The organism is Flavobacterium sp. ZB4P23, assembly GCF_003970375.1.
Taxonomy (GTDB): Bacteria; Bacteroidota; Bacteroidia; order Flavobacteriales; family Flavobacteriaceae; genus Flavobacterium.
In genome coordinates this window covers 419,122-442,436 of record NZ_RYDK01000003.1, presented here as the reverse complement: position 1 = coordinate 442,436, position 23,315 = coordinate 419,122, and the positions used below count along the sequence as shown (strand labels likewise).

The 23,315-nt window shown below is 35.5% G+C and carries 23 protein-coding genes; 9 read left to right on the top strand and 14 right to left on the bottom strand.

Annotation, left to right across the window (positions count from 1 at the left end):
* The first annotated feature begins 512 nt into the window (after positions 1–512).
* A complete protein-coding gene (locus EKL99_RS07535; RefSeq protein WP_126463278.1) occupies positions 513–1,007 on the top strand; it encodes an RNA polymerase sigma factor in 495 nt (164 codons plus the stop codon).
* A 5-nt stretch (positions 1,008–1,012) separates the two neighbouring features.
* Positions 1,013–1,618 (top strand): hypothetical protein, encoded by a 606-nt coding sequence (locus EKL99_RS07530; RefSeq protein WP_126569203.1) that lies wholly within the window; start codon positions 1,013–1,015, stop codon positions 1,616–1,618.
* A gap of 24 nt (positions 1,619–1,642) precedes the next feature.
* On the opposite strand, the gene EKL99_RS07525 is transcribed toward EKL99_RS07530, so the two are convergent.
* Both EKL99_RS07525 and EKL99_RS07520 read right to left on the bottom strand, forming a co-directional pair.
* On the bottom strand, positions 1,643–2,452 hold the full coding sequence (locus tag EKL99_RS07525) for a 1-acyl-sn-glycerol-3-phosphate acyltransferase (protein WP_126563286.1): 810 nt from the start codon (positions 2,450–2,452) through the stop codon (positions 1,643–1,645).
* A 138-nt stretch (positions 2,453–2,590) separates the two neighbouring features.
* Positions 2,591–3,232: a CoA pyrophosphatase gene (locus tag EKL99_RS07520; RefSeq protein WP_126576677.1), complete on the bottom strand. Its 642-nt coding sequence runs from the start codon at positions 3,230–3,232 to the stop codon at positions 2,591–2,593.
* Between the two features lie 93 nt (positions 3,233–3,325).
* Here EKL99_RS07520 and EKL99_RS07515 point away from each other — a divergent pair, with 93 nt between their 5' ends.
* Positions 3,326–3,766 carry a DUF4268 domain-containing protein gene (locus EKL99_RS07515; RefSeq protein ID WP_126456341.1) on the top strand — a complete coding sequence of 147 codons (441 nt, stop codon included), beginning with the start codon at positions 3,326–3,328 and terminating at the stop codon, positions 3,764–3,766.
* 31 nt (positions 3,767–3,797) lie between these two features.
* Here the strand turns inward: EKL99_RS07515 and EKL99_RS07510 are convergent, their stop codons facing one another.
* The 11 genes from EKL99_RS07510 to guaA form a co-directional block, all read right to left on the bottom strand.
* Entirely contained in the window at positions 3,798–4,202 is a 405-nt protein-coding gene (locus EKL99_RS07510) for a hypothetical protein (protein ID WP_126556195.1), read from the bottom strand.
* 3 nt (positions 4,203–4,205) lie between these two features.
* Positions 4,206–5,150: a nitronate monooxygenase family protein gene (locus EKL99_RS07505; RefSeq protein WP_126569205.1), complete on the bottom strand. Its 945-nt coding sequence runs from the start codon at positions 5,148–5,150 to the stop codon at positions 4,206–4,208.
* 14 nt (positions 5,151–5,164) lie between these two features.
* A complete protein-coding gene (locus tag EKL99_RS07500) occupies positions 5,165–6,778 on the bottom strand; it encodes a S8 family serine peptidase (RefSeq protein ID WP_126576676.1) in 1,614 nt (537 codons plus the stop codon).
* 103 nt (positions 6,779–6,881) lie between these two features.
* Positions 6,882–8,069, bottom strand: coding sequence for a tRNA 2-thiouridine(34) synthase MnmA (mnmA, locus tag EKL99_RS07495; RefSeq protein WP_126456348.1), 1,188 nt, complete (start codon positions 8,067–8,069; stop codon positions 6,882–6,884).
* A 73-nt stretch (positions 8,070–8,142) separates the two neighbouring features.
* The gene (locus tag EKL99_RS07490; protein WP_231507399.1) at positions 8,143–8,856 is read right to left on the bottom strand and encodes a toxin-antitoxin system YwqK family antitoxin; all 714 of its coding nucleotides are present in this window, start codon (positions 8,854–8,856) and stop codon (positions 8,143–8,145) included.
* A gap of 84 nt (positions 8,857–8,940) precedes the next feature.
* On the bottom strand, positions 8,941–10,845 hold the full coding sequence (gene yidC, locus EKL99_RS07485; RefSeq protein WP_126576675.1) for a membrane protein insertase YidC: 1,905 nt from the start codon (positions 10,843–10,845) through the stop codon (positions 8,941–8,943).
* Between the two features lie 54 nt (positions 10,846–10,899).
* Entirely contained in the window at positions 10,900–12,513 is a 1,614-nt protein-coding gene (locus EKL99_RS07480; protein ID WP_126556181.1) for a CTP synthase, read from the bottom strand.
* Between the two features lie 72 nt (positions 12,514–12,585).
* On the bottom strand, positions 12,586–12,819 hold the full coding sequence (locus tag EKL99_RS07475) for a DUF3820 family protein (protein WP_066082415.1): 234 nt from the start codon (positions 12,817–12,819) through the stop codon (positions 12,586–12,588).
* A gap of 83 nt (positions 12,820–12,902) precedes the next feature.
* Positions 12,903–13,304, bottom strand: a complete 402-nt coding sequence (locus tag EKL99_RS07470) for an OsmC family protein (protein ID WP_126456088.1) — start codon at positions 13,302–13,304, stop codon at positions 12,903–12,905.
* Positions 13,304–15,265, bottom strand: coding sequence for a LysM peptidoglycan-binding domain-containing protein (locus EKL99_RS07465; RefSeq protein WP_370453907.1), 1,962 nt, complete (start codon positions 15,263–15,265; stop codon positions 13,304–13,306). The genes EKL99_RS07470 and EKL99_RS07465 overlap by 1 nt, the downstream gene beginning before the upstream one ends.
* A 121-nt stretch (positions 15,266–15,386) precedes the next feature.
* Positions 15,387–16,916: a glutamine-hydrolyzing GMP synthase gene (gene guaA / locus EKL99_RS07460; protein WP_126456084.1), complete on the bottom strand. Its 1,530-nt coding sequence runs from the start codon at positions 16,914–16,916 to the stop codon at positions 15,387–15,389.
* Positions 16,917–17,114: 198 nt separating this feature from the next.
* Between guaA and EKL99_RS07455 the strand changes: the two genes are divergently transcribed.
* On the top strand, positions 17,115–17,642 hold the full coding sequence (locus EKL99_RS07455; RefSeq protein ID WP_126561694.1) for a hypothetical protein: 528 nt from the start codon (positions 17,115–17,117) through the stop codon (positions 17,640–17,642).
* A 132-nt stretch (positions 17,643–17,774) separates the two neighbouring features.
* On the opposite strand, the gene EKL99_RS07450 is transcribed toward EKL99_RS07455, so the two are convergent.
* A complete protein-coding gene (locus EKL99_RS07450) occupies positions 17,775–18,443 on the bottom strand; it encodes a hypothetical protein (protein ID WP_126561693.1) in 669 nt (222 codons plus the stop codon).
* 283 nt (positions 18,444–18,726) lie between these two features.
* Here EKL99_RS07450 and EKL99_RS07445 point away from each other — a divergent pair, with 283 nt between their 5' ends.
* From EKL99_RS07445 to EKL99_RS07425, 5 genes are all read left to right on the top strand, one after another.
* Positions 18,727–19,137 carry a RidA family protein gene (locus tag EKL99_RS07445; RefSeq protein ID WP_126463247.1) on the top strand — a complete coding sequence of 137 codons (411 nt, stop codon included), beginning with the start codon at positions 18,727–18,729 and terminating at the stop codon, positions 19,135–19,137.
* A 33-nt stretch (positions 19,138–19,170) separates the two neighbouring features.
* A complete protein-coding gene (locus EKL99_RS07440) occupies positions 19,171–20,427 on the top strand; it encodes a voltage-gated chloride channel family protein (protein WP_126576674.1) in 1,257 nt (418 codons plus the stop codon).
* Between the two features lie 69 nt (positions 20,428–20,496).
* On the top strand, positions 20,497–21,501 hold the full coding sequence (locus EKL99_RS07435) for a bifunctional oligoribonuclease/PAP phosphatase NrnA (RefSeq protein WP_126556164.1): 1,005 nt from the start codon (positions 20,497–20,499) through the stop codon (positions 21,499–21,501).
* 3 nt (positions 21,502–21,504) lie between these two features.
* Positions 21,505–22,164 (top strand): gliding motility-associated peptidyl-prolyl isomerase GldI, encoded by a 660-nt coding sequence (gene gldI, locus EKL99_RS07430; protein ID WP_126563296.1) that lies wholly within the window; start codon positions 21,505–21,507, stop codon positions 22,162–22,164.
* Positions 22,165–22,178: 14 nt separating this feature from the next.
* Entirely contained in the window at positions 22,179–23,303 is a 1,125-nt protein-coding gene (locus tag EKL99_RS07425) for a peptidylprolyl isomerase (protein ID WP_126463239.1), read from the top strand.
* The last annotated feature ends 12 nt before the right edge of the window (positions 23,304–23,315 follow it).

Below are 23,315 nucleotides of genomic sequence, written 5' to 3'. Positions count from 1 at the left end.
AATCCCTTTTTTTTAAACTTTTCTTAACTTTTTCTTTAACTAGCTGATATCTCGTTTTTTGAAGATCAAAGTTTTTTCTTCTCCACATCTAGATTCAAAAGAAAGGATGACTTTATCTACAAATTTTAGGGGTTCTGCAGCCTTAACTAGTGTAAAATTGCCTTTCCTGTTTATTAAATCTTTAAAAATTCATGCTTTATTGCACTCAGCAATTCACTTTGCGTATTCAAGATAGCATCCCTAACTAGCATTCGAACAAAAAATCCGGTTTAACTCTTTCTTTTCAAACAGAAATCATGCTAAATCATTTCGGTAAACATCATCAAAAAGAACTATTTGCACGATACCTTATATATAAGGAGTACCTATCAATATATTCTCTCCATACTTTTAGAAGATAAATGACGCAAAAGCACTGCAAAACGAATAGTATCAAAAAAGGAACACTGTTGTGCTTCAAAAAAAAAGCACTACTTTGTAACAAAAACCACTATTGACTTACTAACGTATATATGAGTGATAATTTAGAACATTCTTTTGTAATGCAGTTGCAAGAAAATCAGAATATAATCCACAAGATTTGTAGGTTGTATACTAATGGCGATGATGCACACAAGGATTTGTTTCAGGAAATTACGATTCAGTTATGGAAGGCTTTTCCAAAATTCAGAGGTGACAGCAAATTTTCTACTTGGGCGTATCGAGTTGCTTTAAATACAGCAATTACTTTATACCGAAAAACAAAACGATCCATAAACACCATAGAATTTGAAGGACGACAACACTTCCTGAATGACGTGGAATATGATTATGAAGAAGAGGAGCAATTAAAATTAATGTACAAAGCGGTTTACCAGCTGAATGATATTGAAAAAGCATTGATATTTATGTATCTGGAAGATAAGGATTATCAGGAAATATCAGAAACATTAGGAATTAGCGAGGTGAATGCCCGGGTAAAAATGAATAGAATAAAAGGGAAATTAAAAAAAATATTAAATCCGTAAGGAATATGAAAGAGCTGGATTTATTAAAAAAAGACTGGCAGAAGAATGATAATTCTTTTGCGCAAGTATCCGAAACCGAGATTTACAAAATGATTCATAGAAAATCGTCTTCGATTGTGAAATGGATATTTATTATTAGCATTATTGAATTTGTAGTATTAAACACTTTGAGTTTTTTACTTCCTGATAAAAAGATGAGTGAATCTGAAACAATTGATATTTTTATTACTGTTTTAGATTATTTAAGTTATGGTGTAGCAATATTTTTTATGTATTTATTCTATAAGAATTATCGCTCTATATCAGTCACTTCGAATACTAAAAAACTGATGGAATGCATTTTAAATACCCGGAAAACAGTCCGATACTACATAGGATATAATTTGTTACTTGTGTTTTTTGTTGCTGTACTTTTACTATCCTATGAAATTCAAATTAAGTCTGCAACGACCAATGACGATGGAGTAAGAATATTTTTTACTTGTATTCTTATGCTATTGTTTATCCTTATTTTAGTAGGTATGGTATGGCTGTTTTATCAATTAATTTATGGAATTTTACTAAAAAAATTGAATAGAAATTATGCAGAATTAAAGAAAATTGATTTATAAAAAAAGAGGCTTTTGCCTCTTTTTTTAATATTCCCATTTTCTAAATTTATTCAACTCTTCTTGCTCTTTAATATCTTCAGCAGGAATAACTTTAAGGAACGAAGGATGCTGCTCAATAGCAAATTCTACTTTTTCGACTATCTCATCAACTGTATCATTGTCATAATCAATATCTAAGGGCTCTTTAATAATGAACGATTGCAGAATTCCTTTCTTTTTCATCCGAAACCCTTTTTTATCAAATGAACGACGAAAACCATCTATAACAATAGGCACCACAATAGGCCTGTGTTGTTTGATAATATGGGCCGTTCCTTTACGAACTGGTTTAAAAGATTTTGTTGTTCCTTGCGGAAAAGTAATTACCCATCCGTCATTTAAGGCTGTTTTTATGTTTTCAGTATCATCCGGGTTAATTTCTTTTTTCTCCTGGACATCAACTCCTTTAGCACGCCAAGTCCGCTCTACAGAAATTGCTCCGGCATACGCCATAATTCTTGGTAACAATCCCGCCTGCATGGTTTCTTTGGCAGCAACATAATAAATATTCATTTTGGGTTGCCACAGATAGCAGACATTCTTAATAGTATCTTCTCGTCCGCTCAAACTTGCGTTAAAAACATGAAACATAGCTACTACATCTGCAAAATAAGTTTGATGATTGGAAATAAACAGCACGTTAGTGTCCGGTAAATTTCTGATAATTTCTGACCCTTCAATTTGCAATTCATTGAATCCTCTATAGCGTCTGTGAGTCACGACACCAAAAATCCGAATTAACCATTTTTTTATAAATAATACATGACCAAAAGGATTTCTCTTAAATAATCCCATAAAATTGTGTGTTTTTTTTTAAAATTCTAAATACAAACTTACGAAAATTATATTTGAAGTTGAGTACTGAAGTACACAGAAAAAAATTGAACATGACAGCCAATTAATTGCTCTTTTCAATTCCTAAACAAAACTATTTTAGCGTAAAACTTCCTTTAACACATCTTTCAATTCGCTCAACATCATCGCTGTAGCTCCCCAAATAATGTGTTCTTCAATTTTGAAAGCCGGTACATTTATATCATTCGCATAAGAAGTTGACAATTTTGCTTCAATTACAATTGCATCGCTTAAAAAAGTTGACAACGGTATTTCGATAATACTGGCTACTTCAGCAGGTTCCAGTACAAATACAAGTTCTTCTTTACTAATTCCCAAAAAAGGATACACCATAAAATTACTTGGAGGAATATAAATTTGAGTAAATGGTTTAATAATTTCAATTTTATCTGGATGGATCCCTACTTCTTCATGTGTTTCACGTAAGGCTGTAATTGCATAATTCCCATCCTGTAATTCATACTTGCCTCCTGGAAATGCAATTTGTGCTGAATGAACTCCTTTATACGAGTTTCTCACAATTAAAACGAAATGAGCACTGTCCTTTTTAGGATAAAAAAGCATCATCACTGCTGCTATTCTTGGATTTTCAGTCTCTATAGTACTCTTTTTCAAGCTTTCCAATCGCTCTAGTGGCGCCATTTTGATATGTGCGTCAAATGCAGGAAGCCCAGCATTAATTAATTTAGGAACAAACCGTAAAAATTCTTGAAAATCCATAATCAAAGTCTATTTTTGTACACTGAAATTTAATATAAATATAGTTTAGAAAATGTGCTTGAGCAAATTTTCCAGGATCAAAAAGCCCCTAAAATGTACAGTAAAGAAGAGACCCAAAGATTAAAGCGAGAATTCTGGATTGCATTTGCAGAAAAATATCCCAGAAAATGGGTCTTATATGATACTAAGATTAAAGATTTCTCCTTTAAATTTTACGTAGATAATAAAAAAGCGCAAGTTTTAATAGATATTGAACATCGAAGTGACGAAAAAAGAATGGCTTATTTTGAAAAATTCGAAGCGTTAAAAAACATTCTTGAAGAAGAATTTATCAAAGATTTGATTTTTGAAAAAGACTACACCCTGGAAAGCGGAAAAACAATTAGCCGCATTTGGGTTGAAAAACTGGGTGTGGGAGTTAGCAATAAAAACTATTGGAATGAAATCTTTGATTTTTACAACGAAAAGATGAATGCTGTAGAATTATTTTATTTAGAATATGATGGTTTCATCAAAGACATCGAAAAGCTTTAAAGGAACAAAATCTAATACGATAATTCACTATTTACATATTGAAAATATTATAAACTATTATCCGATTGTCATAATTGATATAGAGCTGTTTCCTGTTATTTTGTTTTTTTCTGGTTATGATTGAGACGGTACAATCGACCCCCTCATTGTCTTTACAGGTAAATGAATACACAATATCAGTCTCATTTTCTTCGATGGGTTGATACTCGATTATTTCAAATAATTGAATGATTTGAGAATAAACTACAATCCTGTTTTTATCCGTATCCAAAGTAACACGGAGATTGACCAGCTGTAAATCTGACCACTTATCCCCTTTTTCTTTTTTTTCTAAAACACTAAATCCTGATGTTTTAAACGTATAGCTTTGTCCATAAGAAGTATGCAACCCTATGACCAAAAAAAACAATATCTTGTATATTTTTGTCTTTGTCATTGTTTAAAAATTGAAATTCAACACTTCCCTTTTTGCCAATTCAAAATCAGATATCATTTCCTGGACAATTTCTCCCGCTGGTCGTATCGCGTGAATAATACCTGCTATTTGACCAATTTCTAATTCTCCTTCAATTACATCACCCTCAAACATCCCGCGTTTTGCTCTAGCTCTTCCTAATAAGGAAACAATTTCCTCTTTTGTAGGACCACTTTCATACAAATGCTGTACGTCTTGATAGAATTTATTTTTAATCAATCGTACCGGAGCCAGTTCTTTTAAAGTCAATTGTGTATCGCCTTCCTTCACCTTTACGATGATTTCCTTAAAATTATCATGAGCAGATGATTCGATAGACGCTGCAAATCTGCTTCCAACCTGAACGCCATCTGCACCAAGAACCATTACGGCTAACATTGCATGGCCTGTGGCAATTCCGCCGGCAGCAATCAAAGGAATCTTTATTTTTTCTTTAACCATAGGGATCAACGCAAGGGTCGTAGTTTCTTCTCTCCCATTATGTCCTCCAGCTTCAAAACCTTCGGCAACAACGGCATCGACACCCGCATCTTGTGCTTTTAACGCAAATACAGAACTGCTGACTACATGCACTACCGTTATGCCATTTTCTTTTAAATATGAAGTCCACGTTTTAGGGTTTCCTGCTGATGTAAAAACAATTTTCACGTCTTCTTCAACAATAATTTTCATGATTTCTTCAATGTTTGGATACAACATAGGAACATTTACTCCAAAAGGTTTTGAAGTCGCTTTTTTACATTTCTGAATGTGTTCTCTCAAAACTTCAGGATACATGGAGCCTGCTCCAATTAATCCTAAACCTCCGGCATTACTGACGGCACTTGCTAATTTATATCCGCTGTTCCAAATCATTCCGCCTTGAATAATTGGGTATTTTATTTTGAAAAGGGCTGTAATTTTGTTCATGTGCTCCTACTGTATTATTGTTTCATTATTTTTCCCGTTTTAGAAAAACCAACGGATTCCATTTTATAAAAGTACATTCCTTTCTCCAATTTTTTCAAGGAAATAGTTGCGGATTGAGGAGTTACTTTTTGTTCTAAAATTTTTTGGCCTAAAAGAGTATAAATAAATAAAGTACCCATTTCAAATTTTGAAGGTAAAGAAACCGAAACAAAATCGCTTGTCGGATTGGGATAAATAATAAAATCATCTTTCGAAAAAGAAGCTATGGACAATTGATTGCTTAGCGCCAAATTAAAATCGGGGATTCCATATCCGTACTGATTATTTGGTACTGAAAATTTATCGGATGATTTGAGTACTAATTCTCTAATTTCCCTGTTGGTTTTTTTAGGAAATGCCTGCCACAAACACGCTACCATTCCTGCCATAATTGGACTGGAAAAAGAAGTTCCGCTTGCCGTTACAATAATTCCAGCTGCATCTGAAATTACTGCTGCTTGTCCTTGTGCCATTACATCCGGTTTTATTCTTCCGTCAAAAGAAGGACCAATTGAACTGAAAGAAGTTTTTACTTCAGAGGAATTTACTGCACCAACTGCAATTACTGAAACAGCATCTGCCGGAACAGCAATATGAGGATTTGAGGAACTTCCTGAATTACCGGCCGATGTCACTAAAACCATTCCTCGGCTAAATGCAATTTCAGCTCCTCGAGACATAAATGCAGTTGTGCCATTCATTTCGGCATACGTATGATTGTAGGCCTGATTCTCAAAATCAAAATAACCCAAAGAGGTATTAATAATATCGACCCCTAAACTATCTGCTTTTTCTGTTGCTTCAACCCAAAGTGATTCTTCCACAGGATTTTCAGAAGTATCGTCTTCCGTAATAAATAAATAATAAGAGGCATCCGGTGCCGTTCCTACAAGAGCATTTTCTTTATAACCGCCCATTGTAGAAAGCACAGAAGTTCCATGTGAAGAACCGGTATAAAAATTTGGATTTCGTAATACAAAATTATAACCTCCTAAAATCTGACTGTTATTTCTTAATCTTTCAAAAGGAAGTATGGTATTTACACCCGGAAATCCGGCATCCATAACGGCAATTATTTTTCCTGATCCAGTATAATTCTGCTGGTGCAACAGGTGCCCATTGAGCATCCGTATTTGAGTTGAAGAAGATCCGTAAGCGTAATCAATTTTGGTTTTACTAGTCTTGTTCTCTTTTTTTACCTTAATTGATTTTGCGGTTTTACCTTTTTGATTTAACGATTTGTCTGCAAAATCAACTTTATCTACAAAAGAAAATAGGGCTAATGACTGTATCGCTACCTGTTCTCCTCTAACATGAATGGCATTCATCCATTTAGATTTTGCCATAACAGTAATTCCCGATGTAGATTTTACTTGATTAACATAGGAAGCTTCTACCGGAATATCTTTAAAATCTAAGGCAATATTTTGATTGGATCTTCTGTCCAATGCTCTTTGAGAAAGCATTTTCAGTGGTGAATCAACATAGAATTGAGAATTGGGCTTCGCATTAAAATACACCCAAGCATCCTGTTGTGAAAAACCCACAGTAGTAATGAATAGAAAAAAGAATAAATAGAATTTTCTCATAGGTAACTATATTGTTAAGATATAAAGATATAGCTTCCAATGAAATTAAATGGCAATTGAAACTACGGTTTTTCTTGAAATCATACTAAAATAAAGTACTAAACTAAGAAATAACTCCTGAACCAACTAATTCATCCCCTAAATACCACGCGGCAAATTGTCCTTCGGTTATTGCCGACTGCGGTTCGTTAAAGTCCACGTACATTTCATTTTCAAACTGATGCAAAGTAGCCCTTTGCAACGGTTGCCTGTAGCGTATTCTTGCCATCACCTCCATCGTTCCTCCATTGGCCAAAGCCAAATCTTTACGAATCCAATGTACTTCTTCTTTTTCAATACGCAATGCTTTCTTGAATAATCCGGGATGTTGACTTGATAATCCGGTATATATCGTATTGGTTTCTACATTCGTGGCTATAATAAACAAGGGATCCGTTGTGCCTCCTACATTTAATCCTTTTCGTTGTCCAATAGTAAAATAATGAGCCCCTTGATGTTTCCCCACTATTTTCCCCATTTGTGGCGTGTACGGAATTTTTCTTGCTGCTGATTTTAAATCCGCTTCTACACTTAGGCCTACATGATTTTCAGCACTGTAAACCGGATCATTTTTATCTATTTGGATAATAATTCCGTCTTTGGGTTGCAATTTTTGTTGTAAAAATTCAGGTAAACGCACTTTTCCAATAAAACACAAGCCTTGTGAGTCTTTCTTTTCGGCAGTTATCAATTCCATTTGGGCAGCAATTTCACGTACTTCCGGCTTAGTTAATTCGCCAATGGGAAATAAGGATTTTGCCAATTGTTCTTGGGATAATTGACACAAGAAATAGGATTGATCTTTATTGGTATCAGCACCGGCTTTAAGTTGATACACGGTTTCGCCATTCACTTTGATTTCACTTTTTTGACAATAATGCCCCGTTGCAACATAATCAGCACCAAGACTCAAAGCAATTTTCATGAAAACTTCAAATTTTATTTCCCGATTACAAAGCACATCGGGATTTGGAGTACGTCCTTTTTCATATTCATTGAACATGTAGTCTACGATTTTTTCTTGGTATTCAACACTTAAATCTACTGTTTGAAATGGAATTCCAAGTTTTTCGGCAACTAACAATGCATCATTACTGTCCTCCAGCCATGGGCATTCATTAGAAATAGTGACTGAATCGTCATGCCAATTCTTCATAAAAAGACCAATAACTTCATACCCTTGTTGCTGCAACAAATAAGCAGCAACACTTGAATCTACTCCTCCGGAAAGTCCTACAACTACACGCTTCATCTTCAAAAAATTAAAATTTTATAAGGGTGCAAAGTTACAAAAAGATTTACAACAGTAATGGCTAACGATACCGTTAATTGTTTTTTGATTTTGTGGCATTTTCTGTAAAGCTCATATTGATTTCTTTGACTACTTTTCCTTTTTCAAAAAACTGCCATATACCCGCTTTCTTTCCATTTACAAAGCGTCCTTTAGAGACTGTATTTCCGTTGGAATCTCTAAAGATTGCTAAACCGTTATAAAGGTCGTTCTTGAAAACAGACTCTTCCAACACGATTCCTTTTTCAGTATATTTTTTATAAAAGCCATTTTTTAAATTATTTATATAATTGATTTCTTCGGCAATTTTTCCACTTAAATAAAATACGGTACGCAAACCTTCTAGTTTTCCTTTACTATAGTGCTCCGTTGTCATTATATTTTTTGAGGCCAAATGGTAATAGTTCCATTGACCCTCAAATACTTTATTGATCACTTTTCCTTCACTTACTTTATTCTTGTTTTGGTCGTAAAAAATAGTAAACGCTGCATTGTCTTTTGGATTAAATTCTCGAGTTGCAATTAGCGATTTTGCTCTGGTATCATCAAAAAAATTAAAAATACCAATTTCTTTTCCGTGCTCAAAAGTTCCTTCATATCTAGGTCGTTTTGAGGTTTCATATACACCTTTCCACACTCCGTGTTTTTTCCCTTTTGCATCTAATACATTAAAATCAGTTTGTGCATAAAGAAAAAACACATTCAAAAACATCAAAACCAATATTCTTTTTTTGTAATATGTTTTCATAATTACTTTTTTTAGTACCGAATTCAGGTCACTTAAATTAATCTAATAAAAAAGCTCTCAATATTTGAGAGCTTTTTTTATGCATTATTTTTTCTTTTGTTGTGCTTTTTGAGCTTCGGCTTGTTCCATCACTTCTTGCAGTTTTTTCTGGAATTTACCTTGCTTTTTGGGCTCTTTCAATTTATTCTCTTGAATTTGAGTATGAATCTTATCACTATCGATAAAGTATCGTTTGATGACAATCATAATTCCAATGGTAATCAAATTCGAAATAAAGTTATACAAACTCAATCCCGCACCATAACTATTAAAGAAAAACAACATCATGATTGGCGACACGTATATCATAATTTTCATCATTTTTGCCATATCCGGCATTCCTTCTTGTTGCGGAGCAGCCATTTGCTGGTCTCCAGAAGTCATTTTCATGTAAAAGAAAATAGCAATCGAAGCCAGAATAGGAAATAAACTGATGTGATTTCCGTAAAACGGAATATAGAAAGGCAAACGGATTACTTCATCAAAAGACGATAAATCATCTGCCCAAAGGAAACTTTTTTGTCTTAACTCAAATGCCGATGGGAAAAACTGAAACGAAGCATACATAAATGGCAGCTGAATCAATGCTGGAATACAACCTGCCATAGGATTTACTCCCGCTTTGTTATACAACTTCATTGTTTCCTGTTGTTTCTTCATGGGGTCTTTTTTGAATTTTTCACCCAATTCTGTTATTTCAGGACGCAATACTTTCATCTTAGCCTGTGACAAGAACGATTTAAAAGTAATCGGCGACATTGCTATTTTTATCAAAATTGTAAAAATAATTATCGCAATTCCATAAGAAATATAAGAACTTAAAAAGGCAAATAATGGAATAAAGATAAACTTATTGATCCACCCAAAAATTCCCCAACCCAGTGAAATAATTTTTTCCAGATTTTGATCGTATGAGTGTAATGTCTTATAATCTGTTGGACCAAAATACCAACTCATTTTGTGATCTAATTCGCCATTAGTAAATGCTAATGGGATGTTAGCATTAAATTGTTTTGTAAAAGTAGTATCTACTTTGTCATCCAGCACTAAATTTGTTGATTTTAATTTAGCCGTTTCGAAAGGGGTTTGCGTTAAAAGAATCGTAGAGAAAAAATGCTGTTTGAAAGCTACAAAAGTGGCTTTATCTAAGTCAGATTCTTCCGTCTGACCCAATCCTGCGTAATCTATTTTTCCGTCTTCATGTTCAAAATAGATTTCAGTATACCGGTTTTCATACGAAACACTTTTCTCGTTTCGGTAGGTTTTTAAATCCCACTCTAAATCTACTGGTTTGGCGGTATTCAAGACTTTATTCAATCCTTGGGAACGAATGTCAAAACCAATCATATATTCGTTTGGTTTCAAAATGTATTTGTATTCCAAATATTCATTGGCTCCCGCTTTCAATTTCATGGACAATATTTGATCTGCTCCTATTTTTGTTAATGTAGGCTCAAAATACAAGTCTTTTGAATTTAACGTACGGTTATCACTAGTCAGCAATTGTACATTTAAATTGGCATTATTGTCTTTGATCAATTGCACTAATTGTCCTGAACCTTTCTTGAATTTTTCAAATTTTTTCAAAGTAGCCTCCACAATATAGCCTCCTTTATTGGCTATTTTTAGCATAACCAATTCGTTTTCAATAGTTGTAAAGCCTGCTTTTGCTGAAGGTAATGTTGCAGAATAGGCAAAATTCCCTAAGGTTTTTTGCAACTGCGCCAGTTGAGTTGAATCTCCGGTTGCAGCAACCTCAATTGTTGCTTTTGCAACCGTTTTAGCTTCTAACTCTTTCGCTTTAGCTTCCTGAATCACCAATTCTTTTTGTGCTTTTTCAGCGGCAATTACTTTCTCATCAGGTTGATTTTGATACATGATAAAAATCAAAATACCAAAAATTAATACAAAACCTATGATCGAATTGAGGTCAAATTTTTTTTGTTCCATTATAATTAAAAAAAGTTATAAATTTTAGGTTTACTGAAACCCAATCGTTTTCAGTTATTTTTTCTTTGCCTGAACGGCTGCTGCCACAAAATTCACAAAAATAGGATGCGGATTTGCAACCGTACTCTTGTATTCCGGATGGTATTGCACGCCAATAAAAAACGGATGATCTTCTATTTCTATAATTTCTACCAATCCCGTATCAGGGTTTACGCCTGAAGCCATCAATCCGGCATTTTCTAATGGAGCAACGTATTTACTGTTGTACTCATAGCGGTGACGGTGGCGTTCTGAAATGGTTTCTTTTCCGTAAATTTTATAGGCTAATGTATCTTTTTTGATGTCGCATTTCCATGCACCAAGACGCATTGTTCCGCCCTTATCCGTGATAGTTTTTTGCTCTTCCATGAGGTTTACTACCGGATAAGCGGTGTGTTCATTCATTTCAGTTGAATTAGCATCTTTATAACCCAACATATTTCTTGAATATTCTATGATGGCCATTTGCATCCCCAAACAAATTCCGAAAAACGGCACTTTATTCTCACGGGCATATTGCACTGCTGCAATTTTTCCTTCAATTCCTCTTTCTCCAAAACCTGGAGCAACCAGAATTCCGTCTAAACCTGAGAATTTTTCCTGTATATTATTTGCATCAATGTGTTCTGAATGAATCGAAATCACATTTACTTTTGTTTCATTAGCTGCACCGGCATGGATAAATGCTTCCAAAATAGATTTGTAGCAATCCTGCATTTCTACATATTTTCCTATCAAACCTATATTCACGGTATGCTTTGGATTTTTTAATCGGCGTAAAAAAGTATTCCAGTTTTTTAAATCCGGAGCCGCTTTTTTAGGTAAATCTAATTTTTTTAACGCCACAACATCAAGTCCTTCTTCCAGCATTAGATTCGGCACTTCATAAATCGTGGAAGCATCAATAGACTGAATAACAGCTTCTCTTTTTACATTACAAAACAAAGCCAGTTTATTGCGTAATTCTTCAGAAATTTCGTGTTCCGTTCTGCACACTAAAATATCTGCTTTTATTCCGCTTTCCATCAAGGTTTTTACGGAATGCTGGGTTGGTTTTGTTTTCAACTCTCCCGCGGCAGCTAAATAAGGAACCAGAGTAAGGTGAATTACAATCCCATTATGCTCTCCTAATTCCCAAACTAATTGACGAACAGATTCTATGTAAGGTAAGGATTCAATGTCTCCTACTGTACCCCCAATTTCAGTGATGACAATATCATAATCGCCGGAATTTCCAAGCAACTGCATTCTTTCCTTGATTTCATTGGTGATATGAGGAACTACTTGTACTGTTTTTCCTAAAAACTCTCCTCTTCTTTCCTTTTCAATAACCGAAAGATAAATTCTTCCTGTAGTCACATTATTCGCCTGAGAAGTAGGAACATTCAAAAAACGCTCGTAATGCCCTAAATCCAAATCCGTTTCGGCACCATCATCAGTCACATAACATTCTCCATGTTCATAAGGATTTAATGTCCCTGGATCTACATTAATGTATGGGTCAAACTTTTGGATGGTTGTACGGTATCCTCTAGCTTGTAACAATTTTGCCAAAGATGCTGCAATGATTCCTTTCCCTAAAGAAGAAGTCACACCGCCAGTAACAAAAATATATTTCGTTTGATTCATTCTGTTGTTATTTGTATTGTAGTTGTGTAAAAAACGTGGCAAAAGTACAATTATAAATTGTCAAATTGAAAATTAAATCGGTTTTGGGTACCGTTTTTTTATATTTCGAATTAACTCTTCCAGACCATTGAGTTTCAATTCATAAATTAATTTCAGTTGTTCCCCTAGTTCCCCTTTAGGAAACCCTTTATTGCTATACCAAACAATATAGTATTCCGGGATATCGATAAGAAACCAGCCTTCGTATTTACCAAAAGGCATTTTAGTATGGGCTAGCTTGATGAGTTGTTTTTGGTTTTGATCCATTTTATAATAAAAAAGAAGCAAGAGACAGGAAAACAAGAAGAAATAATCATTTTTGTTTCCTGTCTCTTGCTTCCTAAGACTATTTAATTCCAGTTAAAAATAATTCGTTTCTCGATTTCGGGATGCAGACTCAGGAATACAGGACAGGTCATTGCTGCTCTTTCCAGTATTCTTTTATTCTTTACATCAGCAGTTCCGTACATCTCAAAATTAATCGCTATTACATCAATACGTCTGGGTTCCATTTTCATTATTTTGACCACCTCAGCGGTAGATCCTTTTAAATCCACTTCGAGATCTCGTGCTTTTATTCCCATAATGGTCATCATACAAGTTGCCAGAGCATTGGCAACCGCATCCGTTGGAGAAAAAGCTTCTCCTTTCCCATTATTATCTAAAGGAGCATCCGAAAAAATTTCAGTCCCGGATTGCAAATGAATAGAAGAGGTTCTTAAATCCCCTAAATACGTTACTATTGATGTCATTATTTTGCTTCTTTTATGGTTAAATCGGTATCATAATATAAAATATAAATTCCTTTATTGGTATACCCACCATCTTCTTTTTTATAGAATTCAAACTTATTATCTATTTGTTCCGTTGCCGTAAAGTCTACTGTTTCCTGATATTTCTTATCTTGTGACAAACGCATCATCGTGTCAAAAGTAACATCAAAACCACGAATTGCATAAGCACTTGGAGTAATTTTATTTCTGTTTTTAAACTCTTTCTCAAAAATTAATGCTTCAGGAGTTTCATTTTCACGAGCAACTGAAGGATACATTAATTTCAATTTTGTCAAATTCACAAAATTAATTTCGTCCGTGTCTAATGTTTCATTTGGTTCCAGAATTACTAACTGCACTTGATACGCAGACATAGCACTCAACATAGTGGCCATAGTTGCCTTGATCATACTCGTGTTTTCGGTTTCCATCACCACGTAATTCATTTTGCCTTTTACAAATAAACGCTGTAGATTTTCGGGAGACACACTGCCATTTGGATTAAGAGTTGCAAATTTAACGTCTTTATGATTTTCTTTTATAAACTGAATTACAGATTCTTTTTTCCTATCGACTACTGCTATAATAACGCCTCCTCTGGCTCGCATATAATTGAACATCGCATTTTTAACCTCAGTGGTCGTTGGAATGGTTTGATATAAATTACTAAGGGAGTTGCCAACATCTTTTGATAAAGGGGAGATTACCGGAACCTGGCGTTTATGAAGTAATTCAGCCGTTATCTCGACGTTACTTTGATAAAAGGGTCCAATTATAGCATCTGAATCTTCCAAATTATTTCGCTTAATTAATGCTACTATATTAGAATAATCCTTAGTTTCCTGGGAATCATAGATACTCACATCAAGAGAAAGACCCAATTGTTTGGCAGAATCTATGGCCATTAATGCACCTGCATAAAAATCTAAAGTCATATTCAAAAACTTGTCGTTTTTCAAGCGGGTGATGATTGAATTTGCAGTATCCACCTCCATTTTTGCAATATTAAAGGGCAAAAGAAGCACTAGTTTTTTCCTGTTCGCGCTATTATTTGACAATACGGTATATTCTTTTTTAATTTCTTGCAAAACAGGAGTCGCTGACGGAACTTTCAAAATCATACCTTCTGTCACGCCCTGAGATAAAGCGGGGTTTAAAGCAATTAATTCCTCCTGACTCAAATTAAACATTCGGGACAAACTATACAGTGTTTCTTTCGGTTTTATAACATAGGAACGGTAACTAAAGAATACTTTGGCTGGTTGTGCATTATTTTCTCCCATTTCTTCTTTGGACGCAAACGCTGCTTCCGTTTTATCTGCTTTTGGCCCCAAAGTTTCGGGATTCCCTTTGATACGCAATTTATATCCAATGGGTAAACCGGAAACTATTTCAGGATTTTTCTGCTCTAATTCTGCAATGGTAATTCCATAGTATTTTGCGATTGAGTATTTAGTCTCTTTTGGAAGCACATCGTGATACACTACTTTATCCTGATTTGATACTGTTTTTTTTAACCCATTTTTAGATGGAATAATAAGCGTCTGCCCTATTTGGAGGCCCTCGTTTTCAAGAAAAGGGTTCGCTTCTTTTAAAGCTTCATCCGTTACCTCATATTTTTTTTCGATACCATAGAGCGTTTCTTTTGGTGTCACTTCGTGAATTATAGCCTTCGCACCTGGTATAGTCGCAGTCAACGGTTTTTGGTTGCCCCCTTTTTTAGGAATCAGCAAAATACTGTTTGGTTTCAATCCACTTTGAGCATCCGGATTTAGTTGATATATATCAAATGGAGTGACCTTGTATTTTTGAGCAATTTCGTTAATTGTTTCCCCTTTCGCCACTTTGTGCGTTGTATTTTTTTCTTGTGCAAAAACACTATCATGATTGAACAACAACAGCACCATACAAATTACAAAAAAATATTTCATCGTTTTCATTTATAAATTATTCAAATTAGTAATACAAGAACGGTACCAAATTTTATTCTAAAAAATTTGATACCGTTTATATGGGAACATTAAAAAAAGCTGTTCTTAGAAAGGACTAAATAGTAAAGTATTATTCCCATTCAATAGTTGCCGGCGGTTTTGAACTGATATCATACACCACTCTATTAACCCCTTTTACTTTGTTGATTATGTCATTCGAGACTTTCATCAGGAAATCATAGGGAAGATGTACCCAATCTGCTGTCATACCATCTGTAGATTCTACAGCACGTAATGCAATTACTTTCTCATAGGTACGCTCATCTCCCATTACTCCTACGCTATTAACGGGAAGTAAAATGGCTCCGGCTTGCCATACTTTATCGTACAGTCCCCAAGATTTTAATCCGTCAATAAAAACAGCATCAACGTCCTGTAAAATCTGTACTTTTTCCGGGGTAATGTCTCCTAAAATTCTGATGGACAGTCCTGGTCCTGGAAAAGGATGTCTGCCTAATAATTCAGGGTCTATTCCTAAAGAAGCCCCTACTCTGCGTACCTCATCTTTAAAAAGCATGCGCAATGGCTCTACTATTTTTAGTTTCATGTAATCCGGTAAACCGCCAACATTATGGTGTGATTTTATGGTTGCCGATGGTCCTTTTACAGAAACGGATTCAATAACATCCGGGTAAATAGTACCTTGTGCCAACCATTTTACATCTTGTATAAGGTGCGATTCATCATCAAAAACTTCGATAAAGACACGTCCTATAATTTTACGTTTGGTCTCCGGGTCGCTGACACCTGCTAATTCAGATAAAAAACGATCACCGGCATCGACTCCTTTTACGTTCAAACCCATTCCTTTGTACTGATCCAGTACGTTCTGGAACTCATTTTTACGAAGCAAACCATTATTTACAAAAATACAATACAGGTTTTTACCAATCGCTTGATGTAATAAAACTGCTGCCACGGTAGAATCTACTCCTCCAGAAAGTCCGAGAACCACTTTATCGTCTTGTAGTTTTTCTTTTAATTCAGCCACCATTTCTTCAACAAAAGCATTTGGCGTAAAATTTTGAGGCACTTCCGCAATTTTCACCAAAAAGTTCTCCAACATTTTAGATCCGTCGGTTGAGTGAAAAACTTCCGGATGGTACTGAATGGCGTACGTGGTTTCACCCTCTATTTTGTAAGCTGCAAATTCCACATCGTGGGTACTGGCAAGTTTTACTCCATTAGTGGGCAATGCTTTGATACTATCGCTATGGCTCATCCAAACTTGGCTGTTTTCAGAAACACCCTCGAAGAACACTTCATTCTCTTTTATAAAAGATAAATTAGCTCTACCATATTCTCTTGTATTTGAAGCTGCCACTTCACCTCCACTAAAATGAGATAAATATTGGGCTCCGTAACAAACGGCTAATAAAGGTAATTTCCCTCTAATTTGAGATAAATCAGGATGTGGCGCATCTTCTCCTCGAACAGAAAAAGGGCTACCACCAAGGATTACGGCTTTGTAAGAAGATAAATCACTCGGAAAATGATTGTATGGGAAGATTTCGCAGAATATATTTAATTCGCGAACTCTACGAGCAATAAGTTGTGTGTATTGCGATCCGAAATCTAAAATAAGTACGTTGTGTTGCATGTGCAAAAATACTTTTTATATTTTGAATTGAAAAATCGAATTTTAAAATATTTATTTTATTTTGGATCGCCAAAATAATTTCTCCTATCTTTTAAAAGAGAATTAGCCTTTTAGTCCATTTTGGAATTATCCTGAAATTAAGTTTAGAAGATAAAAGAGTACATTTGCAGCCCTAATAATCTACTTAAAACAGCAAAAATGAAAGCAAAAAATTTTATAGCCGTTGCCTTTTTTGGCTTTATTATCATTTCATGCAATGTAATTGATGATTTATTGACCTTTTCGATAGACAATCAAACGACCGTTACCATTCCTTCTGGATTTCCAGTGAACACCTCTTTAGAATTAGTTACTCCAGATGTTCCGTCTAATTCTAGTACCGCATTTGAAAATAACAATACAAATGCCGAATTAGTCAAAGATGTAAAATTGAAAGAGATGAAGTTGACGGTAACAAATCCCGCTAACAAATCATTTTCATTTTTAAAATCGATACATATTTATATTTCAACAAATGACAGCGACGAGATTGAACTGGCTTTTTTAGACGATATAAACGCAACATCAAACACGTTGAATTTAACCTGTACCACAGCAAAATTAGACAAATACGTTAAAGCTTCCAGTTTTAAACTACGAACAAAAGCGATAACCAAAGAGGCGATTCCTCAAGATATTTCCATAAAAGCGGACATGAAATTTCAAGTTACTGCAGATCCTTTTTAGAAAAAGCTATCAAACTAGTGGCTGACGAAATCCAAAGTGATTGTACCCTGAAATTTCAAATAAGACAAAAAAAGACCTTTGGAATCTCATTTCAAAGGTCTTTTTGTTTTTACAATACAGGATTTATGTCAACTATTCTTTGACCAAAATAATGGTTGCTTTAAAACCTGTTCCCAGATTCCATTGACTTCCTGATATCAAACCTCCTTTATCATTATACACTTTGAATTCAGCAGTATTGGGTCCTGAAGATCCCTGGTTCAACGCTTCAAATTCAATCTTGTTAAATCCTTTTTCTAAGACGATTTCAAATCCTTGAAAATTACTTTCAAGATTCACTTGGTACTGGATCACTTTATCGTTCAGATACACCCTGATCTGATCCCCATCAACGTAGGCCGCATCGCGATACATTACTTTTGCTGTGACAGATCCCGTGGTAAAATTGCCTAAATCTTGGTTTTTTCGATACACCAAACCTTCTGTTTTTTCTTCTTTTTTATTCCATTTGTCTCTATACACATCTCCCGGATTAATAAACTCATTTTTAGGAATCATCGAAAAATTATTTGCCGGCGCTACAGGAGCTGAAGCATTTGGTTTTGGATTTAATAACTCCGGATTTTTAAACACATTAGGTGTCTTAACAGGTGGAACACTCGCTTTTGGAGGAATTGGTTTTTTAATTTTTGGTGCTATATTTTTAGGGGGAATGGCTTTAAATTTTGAGCTAAATTCGTTTTGGGCATATCCGCTTAGAGACATGCTGATGGTAATCATTAAAAATAAAATCCTTTTCATAACTTTCAAAATTAGGTTTTTTGTACCTGTAAAAATTTAAAAATAAAAAACCTATTGTACTTAATCAAGAACGAAGCACTAATTTAACTTTCATTTATAACTTATAATTTCCGATTTTATTATATTTTGGATACCCAAACACCATAAAAAACCGGTACATAAAAGGAATATTTTAATTACAAAACGGGTGATTTTATTTCGCTTTTTTTTATAACTTGCAAATAGTATGCCATACCAAAGCATCGCCTTCCATAACACTAAACAACCTTTAAACACTACTACAATGAAAAGAGAAAACATACTGACAGGCTCGCCATGGGAAGACAAAATGGGATATTGCCGCGCCGTACGCATTGGCAACTCTATTGAGGTTTCCGGAACTGTCGCACTAGTTGACGGCAAAAAAGTAAAAGCTAATGACGCCTATGCGCAAACGCTTAATATTTTAGAACGTGTCGAAAAAGTTCTTGAAGACTTGGATGCAAGTATGAAAGATGTTATCAGAACCCGAATTTTCACTACTGACATTACTACTTTTGAATACGTTGCTAAGGCTCATGCTCAATTTTTTAAAGATATAAAACCTGTCACTGGTTTTTATGAAATCAGCAAATTAGTCGGTCCTGAATATCTAGTTGAAATAGAATTTACAGCAATAGCCCCTGAAAAATCATTAATTCAAGACGGATTATAATACTTTTGCACAAACACTTTGCCTGTTCTACTAATGAGTTTAGAAAAAACGAATAAAATTACGACACTCCTTTTCAAATGGATTTTTATTGGTGCCCTGATCGGTGTTTTTTCCGGATCGGTATCTGCATTTTTTCTGGTAGCATTAGAATGGGTAACCCAAACCCGAGACAACAACAACTGGATCATCTGGCTTTTGCCAATAGGCGGCTTGGCAATAGGACTGGGATATTACTATTGGGGGGAATCAGTCGTCAAGGGGAATAATTTATTGTTAAAAGAATACGAAAATCCGCAGCAAATTATTCCATTCAAAATGGCGCCTTTGGTACTTTTTGGCACCTTGATCACCCATCTTTTTGGCGGTTCAGCCGGTCGTGAAGGAACAGCAGTACAAATGGGCGGTGCCATTGCTGATCAGTTCACAAAACTATTTCAGCTTGACGTTTCCGAAAGAAAAACAATCCTCATTCTGGGAATCAGCGCAGGATTTGCTTCCATTTTTGGCACCCCTTTAGCCGGAGCCTTATTTGCTTTGGAAGTTGTTTTTTTTAGTAAAATCAATTTAAAAAGCATCCTATTATCGTTTTTTGTTGCCTATATCGCTTATTTCACCGTGGAACTTTGGCAGGTACAACACACGCATTATGCTATTCCTTTTGTCCCTTCAATTACTTTCATTACCTTATTCTGGGTAGTTCTCGTGAGTATTTTGTTTGGCTTGGTCGCCATGCTTTTCTCCAGAAGCACACACTTTTGGGGTCGGTTATTTTCTAAAACCATATCGTTTCCGCCTCTTCGCCCTTTTGTGGGAGGATGTTTCATTGCATTAGCCGTCTATTTTATTGGAACTACAAAATACATTGGCCTTGGAGTTCCTATGATTATTGAGGCATTTTCGAATCCAAATGCTTCTTATGATTTCCTACTAAAAATACTCTTTACGGGATTTACGCTGGGAGCAGGATTTAAAGGGGGCGAGGTAACCCCGCTATTTTTTGTTGGCGCTACTTTAGGAAGTGCCTTATCGCTGGTTGTGCCATTGCCAATTGCCCTTTTGGCAGGCATGGGGTTTGTGGCTGTTTTTTCCGGAGCCACCCATACACCTATTGCTTGCACGGTCATGGGAATGGAACTCTTTGGGATTGAAAGTGGTATTTTTATTGGGATTGCTTGTGTGTTGGCCTACTTTACATCCGGTTCCGTGGGGATTTACAACGCCCAAATTGTAAAAGGAGCAAAATACCATTTGTACCAAAAATTAAAAAGAAGAAACACCGACTTTTTATAACCCTCTAAAAGTTTGTTAATTGTATAATTCATTTCAATATTACAGTAAAAAAATGTAATTTCGCAATCTATGAAAATACAAGACATTCAAGCGATACAGTTGTTATTAGCAACTCCTAAAAAGATTGCCATAATCCCACACCGAGGCCCTGATGGCGATGCCATGGGTTCTACCCTGGCTTTATATCATTTTTTATTAAAAAACAAACACCAGCCCGTTGTTGTTTCTCCCAATGAATTTCCAGATTTTCTGGCTTGGATGCCGGGCTCTGAAACGATTAAAATATTTGAAAAAGACAAACAAAATTGCACAAAAATCCTTGAAGAGGCCGATCTGATTTTTACCTTAGATTTTAATGCCTTGCACCGCACCGGCGATATGGAGCAGGTTTTATCCCAGCTAAAGGCACCCTTCATCATGATTGACCACCATCAAAAACCGGATGATTATGCCGCGATCACCTACTCTGATACGGCCTTTGGATCAACTTGTGAAATGGTGTACAACTTCATTTTATTCCTTGGAAAAAAGCAAGATATCGACAAGACTATCGGAACCTGCATTTATACTGGAATCCTAACCGATTCCGGTTCTTTTCGTTTTCCAAAAACAACTGGAACAACCCATAAGATTGTGGCTGAATTAATCGATTTAGGCGTTGAGAACACAGAAATCCCAAGCTTATTATTTGACAACAGCTCCTTTGGACGTTTGCAAATACTAGGAAGAGCGCTCCAAAACATGAAAGTACTTCCGGAACATAAAACAGCCTACACGACTCTTAGCCAGGACGAATTAAATTCGTTTGATTATGTAAAAGGCGATACAGAAGGTATTGTAAACTACGGATTAAGCATCAAGGGAATCATTTTTACAGCTATCTTTATAGAAAATAGAGAAGAAAAAATCATCAAAATTTCATTCCGTTCCCAAGGCGATTTTGATGTGAATCAATTTGCAAGAGACCATTTTAATGGTGGCGGACATCGCAATGCAGCCGGAGGGAAATCAGAAACATCAATGACAGAAACTATCAAAAAATTCGAAGATTTAGTAACAACGCTAAAAGTATAATCCATGTTAAAATTCAGTACGCCTATTGCACTGGTCTTTTTTTTGATTCTGGTTATGTCAAGCTGCAAGCAGCATCAGGAGGCGCGCAGACCCCTTTCGCAAGCTTCGGGAAGTTTCATGAAAAAATCAATTCAACGCAACAAAAAACTGGTGGCCACCGAAGAAGATAAAATTGAGGCTTTAATCAAAAGCGACCCAAAGATAAAATACCTTGCCTCAAAAAAAGGATATTGGTACACCTATCAAACCCGGAATGAAACGGATACGCTTACGCCAAAAAAAGGAGATGTAGCCTTTTTTGATTACGAGATAAAAGATTTAAAGGGAGCCATCATTTATTCTGAAGTAGAGCTAAGACCTCAAATCTATTATGTTGACAAACAAAACATTATGATGGGATTGCGAGACGGCATCAAACTAATGCGTAAAAACGAGAAAGTTACCTTTCTTTTTCCATCAAATATGGGGTACGGTTACCATGGTGATGACAAAAAAATTGGCACCAACCAGCCCTTAATCTGCACGGTTACGCTGCGTGACTTTAAATCGGAAGCAACTTATAAAAAAGAGAACGAAGCACCAGTAAAAACAGTTGTACTCCCAGCTCCCAGCAAACAACAAGTACCGCCCACCAGTACACCTAAAGACACTATAAACCAATAAAAATAAAGTTAGAAATGAAAAAAAAGATCGTACTCGCATTCCTGGCAATTGCCTCATTTTACTCCTGTAAAGAAGAACACAGCGATCTTCCAGACGGTTTATACGCTAAAATTGAAACCAATAAAGGGGACATCATCGTACAATTAAATTTTGAAAAGGCCCCTATTACAGTAGCAAATTATGTGGCATTAGCAGAAGGGAAAAATGATTATGTGACCAATGAAAATCTTAAAAAAAGACCTTTTTTTGATGGTTTAAAATTCCATCGTGTCATCAATGACTTCATGATACAAACCGGAGATCCGCTAGGAACGGGTTCTGGTGATACCGGCTACAAGTTCAAAGATGAATTTACTGATTTGCAATTTGATAAAGGAGGTGTTCTGGCTATGGCCAATAACGGCCCGGCCACCAACAGCAGTCAGTTTTTTATCACGCATCTTGCTACACCTTGGCTAGATGGCAAACACACTATTTTTGGTCATGTAGTCGAAAAAGGGATGGAGGTCGTGAACAAAATTCAACAAAACGATTACATCAATACAGTTACCATTATCAGAAATGGAGAAGCGGCTAAAAAATTTAACGCAGTAAAAATATTCAATGATTATTTTGCTGTAGAAAATAAAAATCAAAAGGAAAAAGCAGCTGTAGATACTGAAAACAAGCGAGTTTACAACGAGAAATACAAAGAAGTCCGCAAACAAAAAGTAGCTTATTTTGCCGAATTGAAAGCCAAAGCAACAAAAACCAAAACAGGACTGCAATACGTGATCACCAAAAAAAGCGGGGGTAAAAAACCTGCTATTGGTACTGGCATCTTCATTCATTACGCCGGTTTTCTTGAAAATGCTGAATTATTTGATGCTAGTATCGAAAGTATTGCCCAAACTTTTGGAAAATACGATGAAAACAGAGCCGCTCAAAACGGCTACCAACCCATCCCTTTCCAAGCTGGTAAAAAAGATGGCATGATTCCTGGTTTCATTGAAGGCATCGAAAAATTATCGTTTGGAGACAAAGCCGTGATTTTTATTCCATCCCAATTGGGATATGGGGCAGCTGGAGCCGGAGGTGTGATTCCGCCTAATGCCAACATCATTTTTGAAATTGAATTATTAGAAAAAATGCCTCAATAATAGTAAGAAAAT